Origin of the sequence: Streptomyces sp. NPDC005794 (genome assembly GCF_042871445.1) — a bacterium.
Lineage (GTDB): Bacteria > Actinomycetota > Actinomycetes > Streptomycetales > Streptomycetaceae > Streptomyces.
This window is the reverse complement of sequence record NZ_JBIAIN010000007.1, coordinates 299,072-319,207: the sequence shown is the minus strand read 5'-3', so window position 1 is coordinate 319,207 and position 20,136 is coordinate 299,072. Positions and strand designations below refer to the sequence as shown.

Genomic DNA, 20,136 nt, shown 5'->3' with positions numbered 1-20,136 from the left:
TTCAGCGGCCGCGCAGCCGGTCGGCGAGCTCGCGCACGGCGTCCGCCGCCCTGCGTTGCAGCTGGGGGCCGAAGGTGATCCGCGTCGCGCCCAGCTCGCCGAGCCGGCGGGTGGTGGACGGGCCGTCGGGCGCCCCGACGGCGTTAAGCGGGACCGGGACCGCGGCGGCCAGACGGGGGAGGACATCCTCCGGGGCCATGATCGGATAGACGCAGTCCGCACCGGCTTCGGCGTAGAGCCGGGCGCGGGCGATCGTGTCCCCGACCACGTCCGTGGCGGCCGGGTCCCCGTGGATGTACGTGTCGACGCGGGCATTGACGAAGAGGTGCCCGCCTGCCGCGGCGCGCACCTCCGCGAGCCGGTCGGCCTGCCGCCGGGGGTCGACGAGGGCACCCTCGGCGGAGTCCTCCAGGTTGCAGCCGACCGCTCCGGCTTCCAGGAGGCGGTCGACGAGCTCGCGGGGAGCCAGACCGTAGCCGCCCTCGATGTCCGCCGACACGGGAACGGACACCGCTCGGGCGATCCGGTTCACTGCCGCGAACATCTCGGCGGCGGGCGTCCGTCCGTCGGCGTGACCGAGCGAGGCGGCGACACCGGCACTCGGTGTGGCCAGGGCGGGGAATCCGGCCTCCTCGAACACCCGGGCGCTGGCGGCGTCCCACGGGCCGGGCAGGACCAGGGGATCGCCCGGAGTGCGGCCGTGGTGCAGGGCGCGGAAGACGGAGGCGTGCTCGTTCATCAAGGCTCCGGGGCGGGAGGGGAGTGTGTGGGGCGGGGCAGGCGGTCCGGCAGGCGGCGGGCGAGGGGCCCCCTCGCCCCGGCCGCGCGGACCCGGCGGATCAGTGCGTGATGTCGCCGGGTGTGTAGTGCCCCGGGGGCAGCCGGAAGGTCACACCGAAGCGGTTCCAGGCGTTGATCGTCGTGATCGCGGCGACCAGATGGGCCAGCTCGGCCTCCTCGAAGTGCTCAGCGGCCTCCGCGTAGACCTCGTCCGGCACGAAACCGTCGGTCAGGACCGTCACCGCCTCCGTCAGCCGGATCGCCGCCAGCTCCTTCTCCGTGTAGAAGTGCTGCGACTCCTCCCAGGCGCTGAGCTGCACGATCCGCTCGACGGACTCGCCCGCCGCCAGGGCGTCCTTCGCGTGCATGTCCAGGCAGAAGGCGCAGTGGTTGAGCTGCGAGGCGCGGATCTTCACCAGTTCGAGCAGCGTCGGGTCGAGCCCCTTACGGGCCGCGACGTCCAGCCGGACCATGGCCTTGTAGACGTCGGGAGCGAGCTGGGCCCACTGCAGGCGGGCCGGGTGCTCAGGGGCGTTGTCGGTGGTCACGGGGTGATGTGTGTGCGTGGTCATGGATACGAAGCTACTGGCCGGATGGCGCACCGGTATGGTCCATTTCCATGACGGATCCCTGGGCCGCTTTCGGTGCCGACCTGCACATCGAACCGGTCGGCGCGGGCCTGCGCAGCGGGCTGATGAACGCCCTGCGGGAGGCCGTGCGCACCGGCCGGCTGGCGGCCGGCACCCGGCTGCCCTCCTCCCGGACCCTCGCCGCGGACCTCGGGATCGCCCGTAACACCGTCGCCGACGCCTATGCCGAGCTCGTGGCGGAGGGCTGGCTCACCGCACGGCAGGGATCGGGGACCAGGGTCGCGCAGCGGGCCACCGTGCCGGTACCGGCCGTCCGGGGGGCCAGGGGCCGGCAGGTGCGCCGGCGGCCCGCCCACAATCTGATGCCCGGGTCACCGGACCTCTCGTCCTTCCCGCGCGCCGAATGGCTCAAGGCCGCCAGGCGCGCCCTCACCGCCGCTCCCGACGTGGCCTTCGGCTACGACGATCCGCGGGGCCGCGTCGAGCTGCGGACGGTCCTGGCGGACTACCTGGCGCGGGCACGCGGGGTGTACGCGGACCCGGAACGCATCGTGATCTGCTCCGGGTTCGTCCACGGGCTCAGGCTGATGGGGAAAGTGCTGCGGCGCCACGGGGTGCGGGGGGCGGCCGTCGAGTCGTACGGCCTGGACATCCACTGGAATCTCCTGGCCGAGGCGGGACTGCGCACGCCGTGCCTCCCGGTGGACGGGCTCGGAGCCAGGACCGGGGAGCTGGGCGCGACACCGGGTGTGGGCGCGGTGCTGCTGACTCCCGCCCATCAGTTCCCCACGGGCGTCCCGCTCCATCCCGACCGGAGGGCCGCGGCGGTCGACTGGGCGCGGTCCTCGGGCGGACTGATCCTGGAGGACGACTACGACGGCGAATTCCGCTACGACCGCCAGCCGGTGGGGGCGCTCCAGGGGCTCGATCCGGACCGGGTCGCCTATGTGGGCACGGCCAGCAAGTCGCTGGCACCCGGGCTGCGACTGGCCTGGATGGTGCTGCCGGAAGGCCTGGTGGAGGAGGTGTGCGAGGCGAAGGGCGGCTTCGACTGGATGTCCGGGGTGCTGGACCAGCTGACCCTCGCGGAGTTCATCGCGTCAGGGGCGTACGACCGGCACGTGCGGGCCATGCGGCTGCGCTACCGGCGCCGCCGCGACCAGCTGGTCGAGGTGCTCGCCGGGCGGGCGCCGGACTTCCGGGTGAGCGGCATCGCGGCGGGCCTGCACGCCGTGCTCGAACTCCCCGAGGGGACCGAGCAGTCGGTCGTCCAGGCGGCCACCTGGCAGGGGCTCGCTCTGGAGCGGCTCTCTCGCTTCCGGCACCAGGACGCGGAGCCGGGCCGCGACGGGCTGGTCATCGGCTACGGCACGCCGTCGGAGAGCGGCTGGGCCGGGGCGCTGGACGCGCTGTGCCGGGTGCTTCCGTAGCGGGGGATGCCGGGATATGCGGAACAGCCAGGAGGTACCGGGTTTCAGCCAAGGGTGCCGTGCATCTAATCTGACTGGCAGTTGGCGGGTGGGCGGACACCGGCCGTGGGTACGACGGGGGAGAACAGAACATGGTCAGGCGCAAGCTGAGGTCGAGCACCGTGGTGCTCGGCGGCATGGGATTGCTCGCGGCCACGCTCACCGCGTGCGGTTCGGAACCGGACGAGCGGTGCGTCGATCCGGTGACCCAGGAGATCCTGCCGGAGTACGAGTGCGAAGACGGCACCGGCGCCGGGAAGTTCTACTACGGCGGCAGCAAGCACAACAACCGGGTCTCCGGCGGCAGTTTCGACAAGTCCGCGGTCGAGAGCGGCGGCTTCGGCTCCTCCGGCTCCAGCGGCGGCTGAGACCTCCATGGAACGCCGCACCACGGAACCGCGTCCCGGCTGGCAGGAGACCGTCGAGGAACAGGGGCTGATCTACCCCCTGACCCGCCACCCGGACGGTTCCCTGCGCCCGTACTGGGACGAGAGCGCCTACTACGTCTTCTCGCTGCCCGAGGTCGAGGCGCTGGAAGAGGTCGTGGAGGAGCTCCACACGATGTGCCTGGCCGCCGCCGCGCACATCGTCGAACGCGACCGCTTCGCCGATCTCGGCATCACCGACCCCCGGCTGGCGCGCCTGATCGCCGAGTCCTGGCGGCGCCGTGCCGAACTTCCGTCCCTGTACGGCAGGTTCGACCTGCGGTACGACGGGACCGGTCCGGCCAAGATGCTGGAGTACAACGCGGACACCCCCACCTCGCTGGTGGAGGCGGCCAGTCCTCAGTGGTTCTGGATGGAGGAGCGCTTCCCCGGGGCCGACCAGTGGAACTCCCTGCACGAGCGACTCGTCGACGCGTGGAAGCGGCAGGCCCCGCTGCTGCCGCCGGGCCCCCTGCACTTCGCCCACTCCGACGGCGACGAGCTGGGCGAGGACCTGATGACGGTGGCGTATCTGCGGGAGACCGCCCAGCAGGCCGGCATCGACACCGAGGCGCTCTCCGTCGAACGGATCGGCTGGGACCATCTGTCCCGCCGCTTCGTCGACGAGCGGCTCCGCTTCATCCGCAGCTGCTTCAAGCTGTACCCGTGGGAATGGCTGGCGACGGACCGCTTCGGCCCGTATGTGCTGGACACCCTCGACAACGGCGGAGGCACCGGCAGCACCTGCTGGATCGAACCCGCCTGGAAGATGCTCCTCTCCAACAAGGCGCTGCTGGCCATCCTCTGGGAGCTCTTTCCCGGCCACCCCAACCTCCTCCCCGCCTATCTCGACGGCCCCCGCGAGCTGGCCGGGCCCGACGGAGCGGGTTACGTCGCCAAGCCGCTGCTCGGCCGTGAGGGCGCCGGGGTCACCGTCCACGAACCGGGCAGCGCACCGGTGCGGCGGGACGAGCCGTGCTGCTACCAGGAGCTGGCCCTCCTGCCCGACTTCGCGGGCAACCGTGTGGTGCTCGGCGCCTGGGTGGTCGGAGACGAGTCCGCCGGGCTCGGCATCAGGGAATCGGCGGGGCTGATCACGGACGAGTACGCCCGCTTCCTGCCCCACGTCATCCTCTGAGCCGGTGACCGGCGCCTCCCGCTGAACCGGGTCTCAGCGGGCCAGTACGCCGCGGAGCTGGTCCAGGCCCCAGTCCAGGTCCTCCTTGCTGATCACCAGGGGCGGGGCGATCCGGATCGTGGAGCCATGGGTGTCCTTGACCAGCACCCCGCGCTCCATCAGTTTCTCCGAGATCTCCCGGCCCGTGCCGAGAGCCGGGGAGATGTCGACGCCGGCCCACAGACCCCGGCCCCGCACGGCCTGCACCGCTCCGCCGCCCGTCAGCAGCCCCAGCTCGTGGTGGAGATGGTCGCCCAGCTCCGCGGCGCGCTGCTGGAACTCACCGGTCCGCAGCATCGCGATCACCTCCAGGGCGACCGCGCAGGCCAGCGGGTTCCCGCCGAACGTGGATCCGTGCTCGCCCGGCCTGTAGACCCCGAGGACCGCGGCCGAGGACACGACGGCCGAGACGGGCACGACCCCACCGCCCAGCGCCTTGCCCAGCACATACATGTCGGGCACGACGCCCTCGTGCTCACACGCGAAGGTCCGGCCCGTCCGGCCCAGACCCGACTGGATCTCGTCCGCGATGAACAGCACGTTCCGTTCCCGGGTCATCTCCCGCACCCCGGCGAGGTAGCCCGGCGGCGGAACCAGCACCCCGGCCTCGCCCTGGATCGGCTCCATCAGCACCGCGACGGTGTTCTCCGTCATCGCCGCGGCGAGCGCGGTGAGATCCCCGTACGGCACGATCTCGAACCCCGGCGTGTACGGACCGAAGTCGGCCCGTGCCTCATGGTCCGTGGAGAAGCTGACGATCGTGGTCGTCCTGCCGTGGAAGTTGTCGGCGGCGACGATGATCTTCGCCATGCCGTCGGGGACGCCCTTGACGCGGTAGCCCCACTTGCGGGCCGTCTTCACCGCCGTCTCCACGGCCTCCGCCCCGGTGTTCATGGGGAGGACCATCTCCATGCCGCAGAGCTCGGCGAGCCGCGTACAGAACTCGGCGAACCGGTCGTGGTGGAAGGCGCGCGAGGTCAGGGTCACCCGGTCGAGCTGAGCCTTGGCCGCGTCGATCAGACGCCGGTTGCCGTGTCCGAAGTTGAGCGCCGAGTAACCGGCGAGCATGTCGAGGTAACGGCGTCCCTCGACATCGGTCATCCAGGCGCCGTCCGCCGAGGCGATGACGACCGGCAGCGGGTGGTAGGTGTGCGCGCTGTGCGCCTCGGCGGAGGCGATGGCGGTTTCCGTGGTCGACACGGGGTCTCCGTTCGTCGTGCGGCGTGGGCGGGGGTGGTGCCCACTGTCTATCGTCGGTCGGATCCCGGACGGGGAAACCTCCCCCGCGCGGCGCGCCTGACGCCGGACACCGCTGACCCGTCCCGCGCCCTGGCATCTTTCCCGCACCGGTTGCCGGAGATCGGTTCGGCACCTGAGACAATGTGTTCATGGCCTCTGACCGACCCCGCGTGCTCTCCGGAATCCAGCCCACCGCAGGCTCGTTCCACCTCGGCAACTACCTCGGCGCGGTCCGCCAGTGGGTGGCGCTGCAGGAGTCCCACGACGCCTTCTACATGGTGGTGGACCTGCACGCGATCACCGTGCCGCAGGACCCGAAGGAGCTCCGGGCCAACACCCGGCTCGCGGTCGCCCAGTTGCTGGCGGCCGGGCTCGACCCGGAGCGGTGCACACTCTTCGTCCAGAGTCATGTCCCCGAGCACGCCCAGCTCGGCTGGGTCATGAACTGCCTCACCGGTTTCGGCGAGGCGTCCCGCATGACGCAGTTCAAGGACAAGTCCGCGAGGCAGGGTGCGGACCGGGCGACCGTGGGTCTCTTCACGTACCCGGTCCTCCAGGTCGCCGACATCCTGCTGTACCAGGCCGACCAGGTTCCGGTCGGTGAGGACCAGCGCCAGCACATCGAGCTGACCCGGGACCTCGCCGAGCGGTTCAACGGCCGCTTCGGCCGGACGTTCACCATGCCGGCGCCGTACATCCTCAAGGAGACGGGGAAGATCTTCGACCTGCAGGATCCGGCGATCAAGATGAGCAAGTCGGCGTCGACGCCGAAGGGCCTCATCAATCTCCTCGACGACCCGAAGGTCACCGCCAAGAAGGTCAGGAGCGCGGTGACCGACACGGACACCGTGATCCGCTACGACGTGGAGAAGAAGCCCGGCGTCAGCAACCTGCTGAGCATCTACTCCACCCTCACCGGCACCACCGTCCAGGATCTTGAGCAGAAGTTCGAGGGCAAGGGGTACGGCGCGCTCAAGACCGAGCTCGCCGAGGTCATGGTGGAGTTCGTCACTCCGTTCCGGACCCGGACCCAGGAATACCTGGACGACCCCGAGACCCTGGACGCCCTGCTGGCCAAGGGAGCGGAGAAGGCCAGGGGCGTCGCGGCCGAGACGCTCGCACAGACGTACGATCGAATGGGTCTGCTGCCGGCGAAGCACTGAGTCCAAGGACCCTGGCGAGATCACGGCCGGAAGGGCCACACTGGCGTCGGTACGACCGAAGAGCGACCTTCGACGATTTTCGACGATTGAGGAGAACGATGTGGGGACCGTAACGCTTGGCGTTTCGATCGCGGTCCCGGAGCCGTACGGCAGCCTGCTCCAGGAGCGGCGCGCGAGCTTCGGGGACCCTGCCGCGTACGGCATCCCCACCCACGTCACCCTTCTTCCGCCGACGGAGGCCGAGGCGGCCGACCTGCCGGCGATCGAGGCCCACCTCGCCCAGATCGCCACGGCCGGGCGTCCCTTCCCCATGCGGCTGTCGGGTACGGGCACCTTCCGCCCGCTGTCGCCGGTCGTGTTCGTCCAGGTCGTCGAGGGGGCCTCGGCCTGCTCCTGGCTCCAGAAGCGGGTCCGGGAGGCCTCCGGGCCCCTGGTGCGCGAGCTGCTGTTCCCGTACCACCCGCATGTGACCGTGGCGCACGGCATCGCGGAGGAGGCCATGGACCGCGCGTACGAGGAGCTCTCGTCGTACGAGGCGGCCTGGACCTGCGGTTCCTTCGCACTGTACGAACAGGGCACGGACGGCGTCTGGCGCAAGATCAACGAGTTCCCGTTCGGAGCCGGCGGCGCCGGGCCCGTCGTACCGGCCCAGGGCGGCAGCTCCATGGGCCAGCCGTCCCTGCGTCCCTGAGCCCCACGCCGGGCCGGGAGCGGGCCGCTACCGCACCGGCAGCCGCCGGAACAGCGGACGCGGCACGTGCCGCAGGGCCGACATCACCACCCGCAGCGCCCCGGGCACCCACACCGTTTCCGAGCGCCGCCGCAGCCCCGCCACGATCGCGTCCGCGACCGCCCCCGGGGTGGTGGCGAGCGGTGCCTCCTCGCGTCCTGCCGTCATCCGTGACCGTACGAAGCCGGGGCGTACGACCATCACGTGCACCCCGGTCCCCTGCAGGGCGTCGCCGAGCCCCTGTGCGAAGACGTCCAGGCCCGCCTTGCTGGAGCCGTAGATGAAGTCGGCGCGCCGGGCACGTTCGCCGGCGACCGAGGAGAGCACCACCAGCGAACCGTGGCCCTGCGCCTGGAGCGCGCCGGCGCACACCAGCCCCGCGGAGACCGCTCCCGTGTAGTTGGTCTGCGCGACCCGGACCGCGGCGAGCGGCTCCTCCTCGTCCCGCGCCTGGTCGCCCAGGACGCCGAAGGCCAGCAGCACCATGTCGATGTCCCCCTCGGTGAAGAGCTTCCCGAGCACCTCCGCGTGGGAGGCGGAGTCGAGCGCGTCGAAGGCGACGGTGCGGACATCGGCGCCCAGCTCGCGCAGGCCGGCCGCGGCGTGCTCCAGGGCGGAGGAGGGCCGTCCGGCCAGCAGGACGGTCCGGGTGCGGCGGGCGATCAGCCGCCGCGCGGTGGCCAGGCCGATCTCCGAGGTGCCGCCGAGGACGAGCAGGGACTGCGGGGCACCGAAGGCGTCCTTCACGGGATAACTCCTAGCGGGGATGGCCGACAGACAGGGTCGTGACCGTATCGCCCGAGAAAACCCAATTGCGGGATTTGTTACAGGACTCACCGAAATGGGTGATTGGTGGCGTGGGAGGCCCCAGGCACCGGTTTTCTGCGCCCGGAAGGGTACGCGTACGTCATGGACTGGCTGAAGAAACTTCCCGTCATCGGGCCGCTCGCCGCACGACTGATGGAGACCCACGCCTGGCGCACCTACGAGACGCTGGACCGGGTCCACTGGACCAGGCTCGCCGCGGCGATCACCTTCCTCAGCTTCCTGGCGCTCTTCCCGCTGATCGCGGTCGGCGCGGCGATCAGCGCCGCGCTGCTCTCCCCCCAGCAAGTCGACACGATCAAGGAGAAGCTCGCCGACCAGGTTCCCGGCATCTCGGACCAGCTCGGCATCGACAACCTCGTGGCCCACGCGGGCACGGTGGGAGTCGTGGCCGGTGCGCTGCTGCTCTTCACCGGCATCGGCTGGATCGGCTCGATGCGGGACTGTCTGCGCGCCGTGTGGGAGAAGGACGACGTGGACGAGGGGAACCCGGTCGTCCGCAAGCTCAAGGACGCCGGTCTGCTGTTCGGCCTCGGCGGAGCGGTGCTGGTGACGCTCGCCGTGTCCACCGTCGCCTCCACGGCCATCGGCTGGACGGTCGACCGCCTGGGCATCCCCGAGAACGGCGTGGGAGGGGTGCTGCTCCAGGTGGCCGCCGTGGTCGTGGCGGTCTTCGCCGACTTCCTGATCCTGCTCTACCTGCTGACCCTGCTGCCCGGGGTGGAGCCGCCGCGCCGGCGGCTGATGGTGGCCGGTCTGGTCGGCGCGGTCGGCTTCGAACTGCTCAAGCTGCTGCTCGGCAGCTATATGCGGGACGTCGCGTCGAAGAGCATGTACGGCGCCTTCGGGGTGCCCATCGCGCTCCTCCTCTGGATCAACTTCAGCGCGAAGCTGCTGCTGGTCTGCGCCGCCTGGACCGCGACGCCGAGCAGGAAGAACGTGACGGGCCCAGCGGACGGGGAGGGCGAGGACGTCAGCGACGGGGAGGGCGAGGACGTCAGCGACGGGGGAGACGACGCACCAGGTCGGGCAGCGGCAAGCGCCGGTTGACCAGGAACACCCCGGCCGCCAGGACCAGCAGCACCCCGCCGACGACCGACAGCGCGGTCCAGACCCCGGTGGAGCCGGCCGGGGCGGCGGTGGCCGCCGCGGCCGCGTGCTTCTTCTTCTCGGCCTTGTCCGCGCCCGCCGCGGGTTCGGTGCCCTTCGCGGTCACGGCGGACTTCGGCGGTACCAGCTCGCCGACCGGGGTCACCTTGCCACTGGCGGAGAAACCCCAGTCGAGCAGGTGGGCGGCCTCCTTGTAGACGGCGTGGCTCTCCTCGGACGAGGGGTTCATGACCGTCACCAGCAGCACCTTCCCGTCGCGTTCGGCGATTCCGGTGAAGGTGTTGCCCGCGTGGGTGGTGTAGCCGTTCTTGACGCCGGCGATGCCCTGGTACGGATCCACCCCGATGTCCCCGGTGATCAGTCGGTTGGTGTTCCGGATCTCGAAGCTCTCCCGCTTCTTGCCCTTCTTCTGCTCGCCGGGGAACGTCGCCGTGGCCGTCGCCGCGTACTCGCGGAAGTCGGCCTTCTGCATCCCGCTCCGGGCGAACAGCGTCAGGTCGTACGCGCTGGAGACCTGCTTCGGGGAGTCGTAGCCGTCGGGTGAGACGACCGTCGTGTCCAGGGCCTGGAGCTCCTCGGCGTGACGCTGCATCGCCGCGACCGTCGCGGGCACGCCGCCGTACATCTCGGACAGCACATGCACCGCGTCGTTGCCGGACTGCAGGAACACACCGAGCCACAGGTCGTGGACCGTGTAGATGTGGTCCTCCTTGACGCCCACCAGGCTGCTGCCCTCACCGACGCCGGAGAGTTCCTCCTCGGTCACCCGATGGGTCAGGGTCTTCGGCTGCAGGGCGGGAAGCACCGTGTCGGCGAAGAGCATCTTCAGGGTGGAGGCGGGTGCCAGCCGCCAGTGCGCGTTGTGGGACGCGAGCACCTGGCCGTTCTCCGCGTCGGCGACGATCCACGACCGTGCGCTGAGTTCCTTCGGCAGGACCGGGGCGCCCGGCCCCAGGGCGACCTGGGTGCCCACCACGCCCAGCCGCTCGCCGCCCACGGTCGACATCGGACCGGTCGGCTTCGGCTGATTGTCGTCGGTCTTGTCCTTGTCGGCCGCCCCCGCGGGACTGACGACACATACGGACAGCAACGCAGCAGAGAGGACCGTCATCACGGTCTTTTTCAAGGCAGGCACGATCGGAAACGTACAGGGAGTTGCCGAGGATGGGGACCCGGATGGGCTGACCCGCCGGGCATACCGCCGGGACAGCCCACCCCGGGCGTTCGCGCGGGAGCGCGACGGCGATACTGAACCCATGAAGCTCAGCCGCCCCGTTTCCTGGTTCCTGCTCGTCTTCGGAGCGTGGAGCTGGGTCATCTGGGTCACCTTTGTCAAGAATCTCTGGAAGGACGGCAGCGGGCTCGCGTTCGACGACGCGGGCGACCCGACTGCGTACTTCTGGGTCCATCTGCTGCTCGCCATCACCTCGTTTCTTCTGGGGACGGCTGTAGGGGTGATCGGGTTCCGTGGTGTCAGGGCTTTGCGTCGCGAAGGAAGATGACGTGCCGGGCGCGGGTCGCCGTCCGGACAGGATCGTTTCAGCGGGGGAGCGTACGTGGTTGTGGTCTTCGTACTCGTGGCGGTCGCGGTTTTCGCGCTGCTGGCAGGAGTACACCGATATGTGTGGCGCCGGCTGATCGGTGACACGACGGAGAAGGGCAGCCTCGCGCGCCGCGTGGGCACCGTCGCGGCCTTCGTGCTGCCGCTGCTGTCCGTCGGGGCCTTCATGTCCAGCCGGGCCGGGTTCCCCTTCTGGCTGCAGCAGGTGCTGGCCTGGCCGGGCTACATGTGGCTGGCCGCCCTGCTCTACCTGACGCTCGCTCTGCTGGTGGGAGAGGCCGTACGCCCCCTGCTGCGCCGGCTGCTCGCCCGCCGGGCCCGGGTGGACGGGCGCGCGCCCGCGGACCAGGCCGCCGTCACCACCGTGGCGGCCGCCGAGCCCGACTCCGTGCCGGACGGCGGCGGCAGCACCCGTACGGACGTCGCGCCGCGCACCGAGACCCCCGCCCCGTCCGTCGCCGACCCCTCGCGGCGGCTGTTCGTCGCCCGCACCGTCGGCGGAGCCGCCGCCCTCGCCGGGCTCGGCACCGTCGGCTACGGCACCTACGGGGTGCTGCGCGGCCCCCGGACCAAGCGGATCACCGTCCCGCTCGCCGGACTGCCGCGCTCCGCCCACGGCTTCCGGATCGCGGTGGTCAGCGACATCCACCTCGGCCCCATCCTGGGCCGCGCCCACACCCGGCGGATCGTCGACGCGATCAACGCCACCAACTCCGACCTGGTCGCCGTCGTCGGGGACCTCGTCGACGGATCCGTCGCCGATCTCGGGTCCGCGGCCGAGCCGCTCGCCGGGCTCGAGGCCCGCCACGGCAGCTACTTCGTCACCGGTAACCACGAGTACTTCTCCGGCGCCGCCGAGTGGGTCGACCACGTACGGGAGCTGGGTCTGCACCCGCTGGAGAACGCCCGCGTCGAGATCGCCGGCTTCGACCTCGCCGGAGTCAACGACGTCGCGGGTGAGAGCGAGGGCCAGGGCCCCGACTTCGCCCGCGCGCTCGGCGACCGGGACCGCAGCCGCGCCTCCGTCCTCCTCGCGCACCAGCCCGTCGTCATCGACGAGGCCGTCGAGTACGGCGTCGGCCTCCAGCTCTCCGGTCACACGCACGGGGGCCAGCTCTGGCCCGGGAACCTGCTGGCGGAGCTGGCCAACCCGACCGTCGCCGGATACGAACGCTACGGCGACACCCAGCTGTACGTCTCGCGGGGTGCGGGAGCCTGGGGGCCGCCCGTGCGCGTCGGCGCGCCCTCCGACATCACGGTGGTGGAGCTCGCTTCCCCGCAGGCCTGACCCCGCAGCCTGTGAGCGCCTGACCTGGTCTTCCGTAGGTGGATACGGCACGCTCCGCACGGACGACCAGGTCGACGGCTCGGGCCCGTACCCCCTGAAGTCGTCCGTGTGTCCGGCGGCTGTGGGAACTCAGCTGGCTCCGACGTCCCGCGCACCCCGCGCGGGCGCCCCGGGCATGAACTCCACCAGCACGTCGTGGACCTGCCGCACGAGGGGGCGCAGTACCCGGAAGCGGGAGAGCGCGATCGCCCGGGCGGCGATCGGCGCGGTGCGCTCGACGAGCCGACGGCTGCGTTCCGTGCCATCGGACCGGTCGTAGACCCAGAACAGCACGAGGCCCATCTGCATCAGCCACATCAACTGCGGCAGCAGTACGGCCAGTTCAGGGTCGGCCTTGGCCGAGGAGCCGGACAGGCAGCGTTCGTGCACCGAGATGACCGCCTCGCGGGCCGCGGCCGAATCCTGGGAGAAGGGGGAGAGCGGGCTGTCCGGGTCCGCGGCGTTCTTGAAGAACTGCGCGGCGAAGCGGTGGTACGGCCCGGCCACGTCCAGCCAGCTGAGCAGCACGCCCCGGATGCGTACGGTCAGATCCCGGTCCCCGGCCAGGACGGGCTGCACCGCCACCTCGTGCTCCGCGGCGAGCCGGTCGTAGAAGCCCTGGACCAGGTGTTCCTTCGACGAGAAGTAGTAGTAGGCGTTCCCGACGGAGACACCTGCCTCCTGGGCGACGGCCCGCATCGTCGTCCGGTCGTAACCGCGCTCCTCGAAGAGGCGGAGCGCGGTCTCCAGGATCAGGGTGCGGGTCTGCTCGCTCTTCGGCGCCTTGGGCTCTTTCTCCTGCTTCACCACGGTCCCCAGGCTAACCGGGAGATCACTCTCCGCCGGATCCGGGCGGCCGGCCCGGTCTCAGGCGCTCAGCGAACGCGCGGTGTTGACCTGGGACATGACCCACTGGAAGGTCTCGGGCCCCGTCGCCGGAATCATCGTCGCGTGGTGCCGTCCACCGCTGGTGACCGTGATCTGCACGAAGCCGGTCGTGCGCTTCTCCTTCATCAGGAGGAAGAGCAGGCCGATGAGGCAGAACAGCGCGAAGACGATCGCCAGCACGATGCCCACGGTGGGGATCTTCTCCTCCGTGCGCGACATGTCGGTCGCCGTCCACACCGCGCCCTTGAGCGGGAGGGTGCCGGACGGGGTCACGATGCCGTCGTTCATCACCGTGATGTCACCGAGCGAGAGCATCGGCACTCCGCCGCCGCCCTGCTGCACCGGCAGGTTGAAGCCGGGCTCCGTCGGCTGTCCGGGGCTCGGATAGCCGTACCCGGGGCCGGGCTGCGCAGCGGACTCGGGGAGCGGCTGCGGATAGCCGTACGCGGGAGTGGCGCCCGGCGCCGGGTAACCGTAGCCCTGGCCGTCCGGCATCGTGGGCGGGTTGCCCGGCGGCTGGGGCGGGCCCCACTTGTATGAGTCGTCCGCGTACGGATTCGGATCGCTCATGACGTTCCCCGTTCTCCATCAAGCCATCTGCTCCCGTGCTGTGCTGCTCCGGGAGAGGTGAGCCGGTCACCGGCTCCGCACGACCGTACCGTCCCGGCCCGTGCGATGCACCAAGAGGCCCCGCTTCCCGCACGGTTCGTGTGCGGAACGGGGCCTCTTGGCAACGCGTGGGTCAGAAGCGGCGGGTGATGAGCGCGCGCTTCACTTCCTGGATCGCCTTGGTGACCTCGATGCCACGCGGGCAGGCGTCCGTGCAGTTGAACGTCGTGCGGCAACGCCACACACCGTCACGGTCGTTGAGGATCTCCAGCCGCTGCTCGCCGGCGTCGTCACGCGAGTCGAAGATGAAGCGGTGCGCGTTGACGATGGCCGCCGGGCCGAAGTACTGGCCGTCGTTCCAGAACACCGGGCACGAGGACGTGCACGCGGCGCACAGGATGCACTTGGTGGTGTCGTCGAAGCGCTCACGGTCCTCGGGGGACTGCAGGCGCTCGCGGGTCGGCTCGTTCCCCTTGGTGATGAGGAAGGGCATGACGTCGCGGTAGGCCTGGAAGAACGGGTCCATGTCGACCACGAGGTCCTTGAGGACCGTGAGGCCCTTGATGGCCTCGACCGTGATCGGCTTCTCCGGGTTGATGTCCTTGATCAGCGTCTTGCAGGCGAGCCTGTTCTTGCCGTTGATCCGCATCGCGTCGGAGCCGCAGATGCCGTGCGCGCAGGAACGGCGGAAGGTCAGAGTGCCGTCCTGCTCCCACTTGATCTTGTGAAGGGCGTCGAGTACACGCTCCTTCGGGTCGATCGAGATCTGGAAGTCCTGCCACTGGACCTCGTCGGACACCTCCGGGTTGAAGCGGCGGATCCGGAACGTGGCCGTGATGTACGGGGTGTCGGCGAAGCCGGCCTCGGCCTTGTCGGTCTTTTCCAGGGTCGGGGTAGCCATCAGTACTTACGCTCCATCGGCTGGTAGCGGGTCGTCACGACCGGCTTGTAGTCGAGCCGGATCGACTCGGTGCCGTCGTCCGCGACCTCGCGGTACGCCATGGTGTGGCGCATGAAATTGACGTCGTCGCGGTTCGGGAAGTCCTCGCGGTAGTGACCACCGCGGGACTCCTTGCGGGCCAGCGCGGAGGTCGCCATGACCTCGGCCAGGTCGAGCAGGTTGCCCAGCTCGACGGCCTCCAGCAGGTCGGTGTTGAACCGCTTGCCCTTGTCCTGGATGGACACGTCGAGGTACCGCTTGCGCAGCTCGGCGATCTTGTCGACGGCCGTCTTGATCGTCTGCTCGGTGCGGAACACCATCACGTTGGCGTCCATGCACTCCTGCAGCTCCAGGCGCAGCTCGGAGACGCGCTCGGTGCCGGTGGAGTTACGCAGCCGCTCGACCTGGTCGACGACCAGCTGGGCCGGGTTCTCCGGAAGCTCGACGAAGTCGTTCTTCGTGGAGTACTCGGCGGCGGCGATGCCGGAGCGGCGTCCGAAGACGTTGATGTCGAGCAGCGAGTTGGTGCCCAGGCGGTTGGCGCCGTGCACGGAGACACAGGCGACCTCGCCGGCGGCGTACAGGCCCGGGACGACGGTGGTGTTGTCGGCCAGCACCTCGCCCTCGACGTTGGTCGGGATGCCGCCCATGGCGTAGTGCGCGGTCGGCTGGATCGGGATCGGGTCCGTGTAGGGCTCGATGCCGAGGTACGTACGCGCGAACTCGGTGATGTCCGGCAGCTTGGCGTCCAGCTGCTCCGGCGGGAGGTGCGTGAGGTCGAGGTAGACGTGGTCGCCCTCGGGGCCGCAGCCGCGGCCCTCACGGATCTCGGTGTAGATGGAGCGGGACACGACGTCACGGGACGCGAGGTCCTTCATGACCGGCGCGTACTTCTCCATGAAGCGCTCACCGTCCTTGTTGCGGAGGATGCCGCCCTCACCACGGGCGCCCTCCGTCAGCAGGATGCCCATGCGCCAGATGCCCGTCGGGTGGAACTGGAAGAACTCCATGTCCTCCAGCGGCAGACCCCGGCGGTAGCAGGCGGCCTGGCCGTCACCGGTCAGGGTGTGCGCGTTCGACGTCACCTTGAAGAACTTGCCGGTGCCGCCCGAGGCGTAGATGACCGACTTCGCCTGGAAGACGTGGATCTCGCCGGTGGCCAGCTCGTAGGCGACGACGCCGGCGGACTTCTTGACGCCGTCCTCCTCGACGACCAGCTGGTCCAGGACGTAGAACTCGTTGAAGAACTCCACGCCCTCCTTGACGCAGTTCTGGTAGAGCGTCTGGAGGATCATGTGGCCGGTGCGGTCGCCCGAGTAGCAGGCGCGACGGACCGGGGCCTCACCGTGGCCACGGGTGTGACCGCCGAAGCGGCGCTGGTCGATCTTGCCCTCGGGCGTACGGCCGAACGGCAGGCCCATCTTCTCGAGGTCGAGGACCGCGTCGATGGCCTCCTTCGCCAGGATCTCGGCGGCGTCCTGGTCGACCAGGTAGTCGCCGCCCTTGATCGTGTCGAAGGTGTGCCACTCCCAGTTGTCCTCCTCCACGTTGGCGAGCGCGGCGGCCATGCCGCCCTGCGCGGCGCCCGTGTGGGAGCGGGTGGGGTAGAGCTTCGTCAGCACGGCGGTGCGGCTGCGCTTCGTCGACTCGATGGCCGCGCGCATACCGGCGCCGCCGGCGCCGACGATGACGGTGTCGTACTTGTGGATCTGCATGGTTTTCCTCTGGTCCCTCTGTCCCGGCGCCTAGCGGATGTTCGGGTCGAAGGTGAAGATCACCAGCGTGCCCAGCAGGACGGTGAACACCGTGGCGGTGTACAGGAGCATCTTCAGCCAGAAGCGGGTGTTGTCCCGTTCGGCGTAGTCGTTGATGACCGTACGGAGGCCGTTGGCGCCGTGGAGCATGGCGAGCCACAGCATCGTCAGGTCCCAGACCTGCCAGAACGGCGAGGCCCAGCGGCCGGCCACGAACGCGAAGCCGATCTTGGACACGCCGCCGTCCAGCACCAGCTGGATCAGCAGGTGGCCGAGGACGAGGACGACCAGCACGATGCCCGACAGGCGCATGAAGAGCCAGGCGTACATCTCGAAGTTGGTGCGCGAACCCTTGGGGGTGTTGCCCGTGCGCTTGCGCGGGGGCTCGATCACCGGGGCCGGGTTGTCGACGTCGAACAGGCTTACGCCCTCGACGTCACCGATCGCGGAAGAAGGTGTCTCGGTGGACATCGGCCTCAGCTCCCGAAGACTTCACGTACGGCGTGTCCGAGGACGGGGTACAGGGCCCCGACCATCAGCACGATCCAGATACCCAGAACGGTCCAGAGCATCTGCTTCTGGTAGCGCGGGCCCTTGGCCCAGAAGTCCACGGCGACGATCCGGAGACCGTTCAGCGCGTGGAAGAGGATTGCGGCCACCAGGCCGTACTCGAGCAGTGCGACGAGCGGGGTCTTGTAGGTGGCCACGACATCGTCGTACGCCTCAGGGGAGACACGCACGAGGGCGGTGTCCAGGACGTGTACGAACAGGAAGAAGAAAATGAGGACACCGGTGACTCGATGAGCCACCCAGGACCACATGCCTTCCCGGCCGCGGTACAGCGTTCCAGCCGGCACGGAAGAACCCTCCGGGAGCGGGGATTGGGGTCGGCCGGCTTGACTGTCGGTCTGACCCGGCCGGGTACGGTCCACCGGCCCTGGCCATCGTAGCGACGCTTTGTCGGTTCCATGGCGGCGGGGCCTCCGGTGTGATCAAAGCGGCAGCCAAACAGGCACGGACGGGCTACCGGGGGTCATATGCCACCGGGGGGAGCGGGCCGGGGGCCAGGCTCGCCTCCGTCACCAGCTCGATGATGCGGCCCCGGGCGAGTCGCCGCATCTCCTCCGCGGTCAGGGAGCGCTCCTCGTCCGGTTCGTGAGCCAGCCGGGTACGGATGGCGGCCAGCACCTGGTCGACGTGCTGGGAGGGGCGCAGGCCGTCGAGGCAGATCACGAAGGCGTGGCCGAACCGGCTCTCGTACGCGGCGTGCGCGGCGCGTAGCGCCAGATGGGCGGCCCGGGGCGCGTCGTGGTGCAGGCAGGGGGCGCTCTCCGAGGCGAGCGCCTCGGAGAGATCGGCGGGCGCGAGGTCGTACCCCGCCTCGTCGGAGGCGGCGAGCAGCGTGTCCAGGTCCGGATAGGGGCGGTGGGCGGCCATCCGCTGCGCCCAGCGGCTGCTGCCGCAGCACTCCAGCAGGGCCGCTTCCGCCAGGTCCCGGGGCCAGGCGTTGAAGCGGGCGAGCCCGCTCGAGTGGGCATGTCGGCGGGTACTCACGGACACTGGTTCCGGTACGGGGGCCTCCACCGGGGCCTCCCGAAGGGCCGGGGCGGAACCCCGGTTCTGGACGGGAACGGCCGTCCGCCCCGCCTGCTGCGGTGGTTTCGGCAGGTCGGCATGGGACTCGCTGGACCTGGACAGCGGGACTCCTCGAATGAATGACTTCTGTGACCCTGGAGAGGGGTCGGAGAGCGACGAGGTTGCGCGGGGTGGGAGTGAAGACTGTTTCCTGTACCCGTCACGCTAGCGATGCTGAGCGTCACGCAACCCAAGGGCGTGAGAAATTCACCTGGACGGGAGAGTTTCGGAACGCTTGATGGACGAAATAGCGGGGGAAATGCCCGACTTTCTCACTCTCTTTGCATGGTTTATCCCCCGATCCGGAGGTTTCTGACCGATGTCGCCTTCACGTGCACCCCTGGTGGCCGGAGCCGCTGTCGCGGTGGCAGCAGCCGTCACCCTGACCGTCGTCGTCTGGCCCGAGGGCTCCGGCCCCGGCGCCGGGAACGGCGCGTCCGCGTCGTCCCGCACCTCCGCCGCACCGTCGCCCACCCGGAGCTACCCGCTCTCCACGACGCCGCGGACGATACCCGCGGTCCGGGAGCACACCGCCGCGCGCGGGCCTGGCTGGAAGCCGGCCAAGGACAGTGCGGTCGTCGCGGCCGACCCAGAGCTCGCCGACGAGGCGAAGCTGCTCGCCGAGGAGCTGAAGATCGGCTACCGGGGCGAGAAGTCCGCCCGTTCCGGCGACGTCGAGCTGGCGCTCACGGCCTCGGGCAAGGGCGGCCCGGAGTCGTACACCCTGAAGACCGAGGACAACCGGGTCACGATCAGCGGTCCCGGGGAGGCGGGCGTCTTCTACGGCACCCGCACCCTCAAGCAGTCGCTGAACACCGACAGCACCGTGCCCGAGGGCGTGGTGCGCGACACCCCCGACCGGCCGCAGCGCGGGCTCAACCTCGACATCGCGCGCAAGCACTACTCCGCGGACTGGATCGAGGCCCGGCTGCGCGAGATGGCCGACCTCAAGCTCAACCAGCTCGGCCTCCACTTCTCCGACGACCAGGCCTTCCGGATCGAGTCCGATTCGCACCCCGAGGTGGTCGCCGAGGAGCACCTCACCAAGGCGGAGGTCCGCCGGATCGTGAACCTCGCCCGGAGCCTCCACATCACGGTCGTCGGCGAGATCGACTCGCCCGGACACCTCGGGGCGGTTCTGAAGGCGCACCCCGATCTGCAACTGCGCAACACCCAGGGCACCGCCCGCCAGGGGGCCATCGACATCTCAAAGGCCGAATCGGCCGAGATCGTCGACGACCTGCTCCGCGAGTACGCCGAGCTCTTCCCCGGCCGCTGGTTCCACGTCGGCGCCGACGAGTACCAGGCGCTGACGGTCAGCGACCCGGCCGCCTCCTACCCGCAGCTCGCCGCCGCCGCCCGCGAGAAGCACGGCGACGGTGCCACCGTCCAGGACCTCACGGAGGGCTGGCTGAACGACCGGGCGGCGGTGCTCCGCGAGGCGGAGAAGATCCCCAAGGCCTGGAACGACGGCTTCTTCAGCGGCGGCACGGTCACCGCGGCCGAGGACATCGAGGTCGAGTACTGGACCGGCAAGGAGATCGGCGCCCGGCCGCCCCAGGAGTACCTCGCCGAGGGCCGCAAGGTGATCAACCTCAACGACGAGTTCCTCTACTACGTGCTCGGCGAGCCCAACGACTTCACGTATCCGACGGGCGAGCGGATCTACGAGCAGTGGACCCCGCTGGTCCTGCGCGGTACCGAGCCGGTGGCCGCGCGCTACTCGAAGCAGATCCTGGGCGGCCGGTTCGCGGTCTGGGGCGACTTCCCGAACGCGCAGACGCAGGCGCAGGTGGCGGAAGGGATCCGGATGCCGCTGAACGCGGTCTCCCAGAAGCTGTGGGACCCGCAGGAGCCGAAGCTGACCTGGGCGCAGTTCGAAGAACTCGCGGACGAGGTCCGCTGAGGTCCGGG

General features: G+C 70.1%; 21 protein-coding genes. 9 read left to right on the top strand and 12 right to left on the bottom strand.

Going from position 1 to position 20,136, the window contains the following annotated elements:
* Window position 1 precedes the first annotated feature (1 nt).
* Window positions 2-739, bottom strand: coding sequence for an isocitrate lyase/phosphoenolpyruvate mutase family protein (locus tag ACFYQ5_RS14420; protein ID WP_389197422.1), 738 nt, complete (start codon window positions 737-739; stop codon window positions 2-4).
* A 100-nt stretch (window positions 740-839) separates the two neighbouring features.
* The gene (locus ACFYQ5_RS14415; protein ID WP_389197421.1) at window positions 840-1,352 is read right to left on the bottom strand and encodes a carboxymuconolactone decarboxylase family protein; all 513 of its coding nucleotides are present in this window, start codon (window positions 1,350-1,352) and stop codon (window positions 840-842) included.
* 47 nt (window positions 1,353-1,399) lie between these two features.
* Between ACFYQ5_RS14415 and ACFYQ5_RS14410 the strand changes: the two genes are divergently transcribed.
* The 3 genes from ACFYQ5_RS14410 to ACFYQ5_RS14400 all read left to right on the top strand — a co-directional run bounded on the left by ACFYQ5_RS14410 (window position 1,400) and on the right by ACFYQ5_RS14400 (window position 4,402).
* Window positions 1,400-2,800, top strand: a complete 1,401-nt coding sequence (locus ACFYQ5_RS14410) for a PLP-dependent aminotransferase family protein (protein ID WP_389197419.1) — start codon at window positions 1,400-1,402, stop codon at window positions 2,798-2,800.
* Between the two features lie 131 nt (window positions 2,801-2,931).
* Window positions 2,932-3,207, top strand: a complete 276-nt coding sequence (locus ACFYQ5_RS14405) for a hypothetical protein (protein ID WP_351285484.1) — start codon at window positions 2,932-2,934, stop codon at window positions 3,205-3,207.
* Window positions 3,208-3,214: 7 nt separating this feature from the next.
* On the top strand, window positions 3,215-4,402 hold the full coding sequence (locus tag ACFYQ5_RS14400) for a glutathionylspermidine synthase family protein (RefSeq protein ID WP_389197417.1): 1,188 nt from the start codon (window positions 3,215-3,217) through the stop codon (window positions 4,400-4,402).
* Between the two features lie 33 nt (window positions 4,403-4,435).
* On the opposite strand, the gene rocD is transcribed toward ACFYQ5_RS14400, so the two are convergent.
* Window positions 4,436-5,641 (bottom strand): ornithine--oxo-acid transaminase, encoded by a 1,206-nt coding sequence (gene rocD, locus ACFYQ5_RS14395; protein WP_389197415.1) that lies wholly within the window; start codon window positions 5,639-5,641, stop codon window positions 4,436-4,438.
* 188 nt (window positions 5,642-5,829) lie between these two features.
* Between rocD and trpS the strand changes: the two genes are divergently transcribed.
* Both trpS and ACFYQ5_RS14385 read left to right on the top strand, forming a co-directional pair.
* A complete protein-coding gene (trpS, locus tag ACFYQ5_RS14390; RefSeq protein ID WP_389197414.1) occupies window positions 5,830-6,843 on the top strand; it encodes a tryptophan--tRNA ligase in 1,014 nt (337 codons plus the stop codon).
* Between the two features lie 100 nt (window positions 6,844-6,943).
* Window positions 6,944-7,534 (top strand): 2'-5' RNA ligase family protein, encoded by a 591-nt coding sequence (locus ACFYQ5_RS14385; RefSeq protein ID WP_389197412.1) that lies wholly within the window; start codon window positions 6,944-6,946, stop codon window positions 7,532-7,534.
* 27 nt (window positions 7,535-7,561) lie between these two features.
* Here ACFYQ5_RS14385 and ACFYQ5_RS14380 read toward each other — a convergent pair whose 3' ends face one another.
* Window positions 7,562-8,320, bottom strand: coding sequence for a decaprenylphospho-beta-D-erythro-pentofuranosid-2-ulose 2-reductase (locus ACFYQ5_RS14380; protein WP_389197410.1), 759 nt, complete (start codon window positions 8,318-8,320; stop codon window positions 7,562-7,564).
* A 162-nt stretch (window positions 8,321-8,482) separates the two neighbouring features.
* Here ACFYQ5_RS14380 and ACFYQ5_RS14375 point away from each other — a divergent pair, with 162 nt between their 5' ends.
* A complete protein-coding gene (locus ACFYQ5_RS14375; protein WP_389197408.1) occupies window positions 8,483-9,448 on the top strand; it encodes a YihY/virulence factor BrkB family protein in 966 nt (321 codons plus the stop codon).
* Here the strand turns inward: ACFYQ5_RS14375 and ACFYQ5_RS14370 are convergent.
* A complete protein-coding gene (locus ACFYQ5_RS14370) occupies window positions 9,396-10,643 on the bottom strand; it encodes a D-alanyl-D-alanine carboxypeptidase family protein (RefSeq protein ID WP_389197406.1) in 1,248 nt (415 codons plus the stop codon). The two genes, ACFYQ5_RS14375 and ACFYQ5_RS14370, sit on opposite strands and share 53 nt — an antisense overlap.
* Window positions 10,644-10,764: 121 nt before the next feature.
* On the opposite strand from ACFYQ5_RS14370, the gene ACFYQ5_RS14365 reads away from it, so the two are divergent.
* Both ACFYQ5_RS14365 and ACFYQ5_RS14360 read left to right on the top strand, forming a co-directional pair.
* On the top strand, window positions 10,765-11,010 hold the full coding sequence (locus ACFYQ5_RS14365; protein ID WP_261988630.1) for an SCO4848 family membrane protein: 246 nt from the start codon (window positions 10,765-10,767) through the stop codon (window positions 11,008-11,010).
* A gap of 54 nt (window positions 11,011-11,064) precedes the next feature.
* Window positions 11,065-12,357: a metallophosphoesterase gene (locus ACFYQ5_RS14360; RefSeq protein WP_389197404.1), complete on the top strand. Its 1,293-nt coding sequence runs from the start codon at window positions 11,065-11,067 to the stop codon at window positions 12,355-12,357.
* Window positions 12,358-12,486: 129 nt separating this feature from the next.
* Here the strand turns inward: ACFYQ5_RS14360 and ACFYQ5_RS14355 are convergent, their stop codons facing one another.
* The 7 genes from ACFYQ5_RS14355 to ACFYQ5_RS14325 form a co-directional block, all read right to left on the bottom strand.
* Window positions 12,487-13,206, bottom strand: a complete 720-nt coding sequence (locus ACFYQ5_RS14355) for a TetR family transcriptional regulator (RefSeq protein WP_389197402.1) — start codon at window positions 13,204-13,206, stop codon at window positions 12,487-12,489.
* 57 nt (window positions 13,207-13,263) lie between these two features.
* The gene (locus tag ACFYQ5_RS14350) at window positions 13,264-13,854 is read right to left on the bottom strand and encodes a hypothetical protein (RefSeq protein WP_389197400.1); all 591 of its coding nucleotides are present in this window, start codon (window positions 13,852-13,854) and stop codon (window positions 13,264-13,266) included.
* A gap of 172 nt (window positions 13,855-14,026) precedes the next feature.
* Entirely contained in the window at window positions 14,027-14,794 is a 768-nt protein-coding gene (locus ACFYQ5_RS14345; RefSeq protein WP_389197398.1) for a succinate dehydrogenase iron-sulfur subunit, read from the bottom strand.
* A complete protein-coding gene (sdhA, locus tag ACFYQ5_RS14340; protein ID WP_389197396.1) occupies window positions 14,794-16,548 on the bottom strand; it encodes a succinate dehydrogenase flavoprotein subunit in 1,755 nt (584 codons plus the stop codon). Before sdhA ends, ACFYQ5_RS14345 begins: the two co-directional genes overlap by 1 nt.
* 30 nt (window positions 16,549-16,578) lie before the next feature.
* On the bottom strand, window positions 16,579-17,058 hold the full coding sequence (locus ACFYQ5_RS14335; protein WP_389197394.1) for a succinate dehydrogenase hydrophobic membrane anchor subunit: 480 nt from the start codon (window positions 17,056-17,058) through the stop codon (window positions 16,579-16,581).
* Between the two features lie 5 nt (window positions 17,059-17,063).
* On the bottom strand, window positions 17,064-17,444 hold the full coding sequence (gene sdhC, locus ACFYQ5_RS14330) for a succinate dehydrogenase, cytochrome b556 subunit (RefSeq protein WP_014154475.1): 381 nt from the start codon (window positions 17,442-17,444) through the stop codon (window positions 17,064-17,066).
* A 166-nt stretch (window positions 17,445-17,610) separates the two neighbouring features.
* The gene (locus ACFYQ5_RS14325; RefSeq protein WP_389197392.1) at window positions 17,611-18,171 is read right to left on the bottom strand and encodes a 2-oxo-4-hydroxy-4-carboxy-5-ureidoimidazoline decarboxylase; all 561 of its coding nucleotides are present in this window, start codon (window positions 18,169-18,171) and stop codon (window positions 17,611-17,613) included.
* A 370-nt stretch (window positions 18,172-18,541) separates the two neighbouring features.
* On the opposite strand from ACFYQ5_RS14325, the gene ACFYQ5_RS14320 reads away from it, so the two are divergent.
* Window positions 18,542-20,128 carry a family 20 glycosylhydrolase gene (locus tag ACFYQ5_RS14320; RefSeq protein WP_389197390.1) on the top strand — a complete coding sequence of 529 codons (1,587 nt, stop codon included), beginning with the start codon at window positions 18,542-18,544 and terminating at the stop codon, window positions 20,126-20,128.
* Window positions 20,129-20,136 lie beyond the last annotated feature (8 nt).

Coding starts and splice junctions, on each gene's coding strand:
- ACFYQ5_RS14420 (WP_389197422.1), bottom strand. CDS start 739: ATGAACGAGCACGCCTCCGTCTTCCGCGCCCTGCACCACGGCCGCACT.
- ACFYQ5_RS14415 (WP_389197421.1), bottom strand. CDS start 1,352: ATGACCACGCACACACATCACCCCGTGACCACCGACAACGCCCCTGAG.
- ACFYQ5_RS14410 (WP_389197419.1), top strand. CDS start 1,400: ATGACGGATCCCTGGGCCGCTTTCGGTGCCGACCTGCACATCGAACCG.
- ACFYQ5_RS14405 (WP_351285484.1), top strand. CDS start 2,932: ATGGTCAGGCGCAAGCTGAGGTCGAGCACCGTGGTGCTCGGCGGCATG.
- ACFYQ5_RS14400 (WP_389197417.1), top strand. CDS start 3,215: ATGGAACGCCGCACCACGGAACCGCGTCCCGGCTGGCAGGAGACCGTC.
- trpS (WP_389197414.1), top strand. CDS start 5,830: ATGGCCTCTGACCGACCCCGCGTGCTCTCCGGAATCCAGCCCACCGCA.
- ACFYQ5_RS14375 (WP_389197408.1), top strand. CDS start 8,483: ATGGACTGGCTGAAGAAACTTCCCGTCATCGGGCCGCTCGCCGCACGA.
- ACFYQ5_RS14365 (WP_261988630.1), top strand. CDS start 10,765: ATGAAGCTCAGCCGCCCCGTTTCCTGGTTCCTGCTCGTCTTCGGAGCG.
- ACFYQ5_RS14350 (WP_389197400.1), bottom strand. CDS start 13,854: ATGAGCGATCCGAATCCGTACGCGGACGACTCATACAAGTGGGGCCCG.
- ACFYQ5_RS14345 (WP_389197398.1), bottom strand. CDS start 14,794: ATGGCTACCCCGACCCTGGAAAAGACCGACAAGGCCGAGGCCGGCTTC.
- sdhA (WP_389197396.1), bottom strand. CDS start 16,548: ATGCAGATCCACAAGTACGACACCGTCATCGTCGGCGCCGGCGGCGCC.
- ACFYQ5_RS14335 (WP_389197394.1), bottom strand. CDS start 17,058: ATGTCCACCGAGACACCTTCTTCCGCGATCGGTGACGTCGAGGGCGTA.
- ACFYQ5_RS14320 (WP_389197390.1), top strand. CDS start 18,542: ATGTCGCCTTCACGTGCACCCCTGGTGGCCGGAGCCGCTGTCGCGGTG.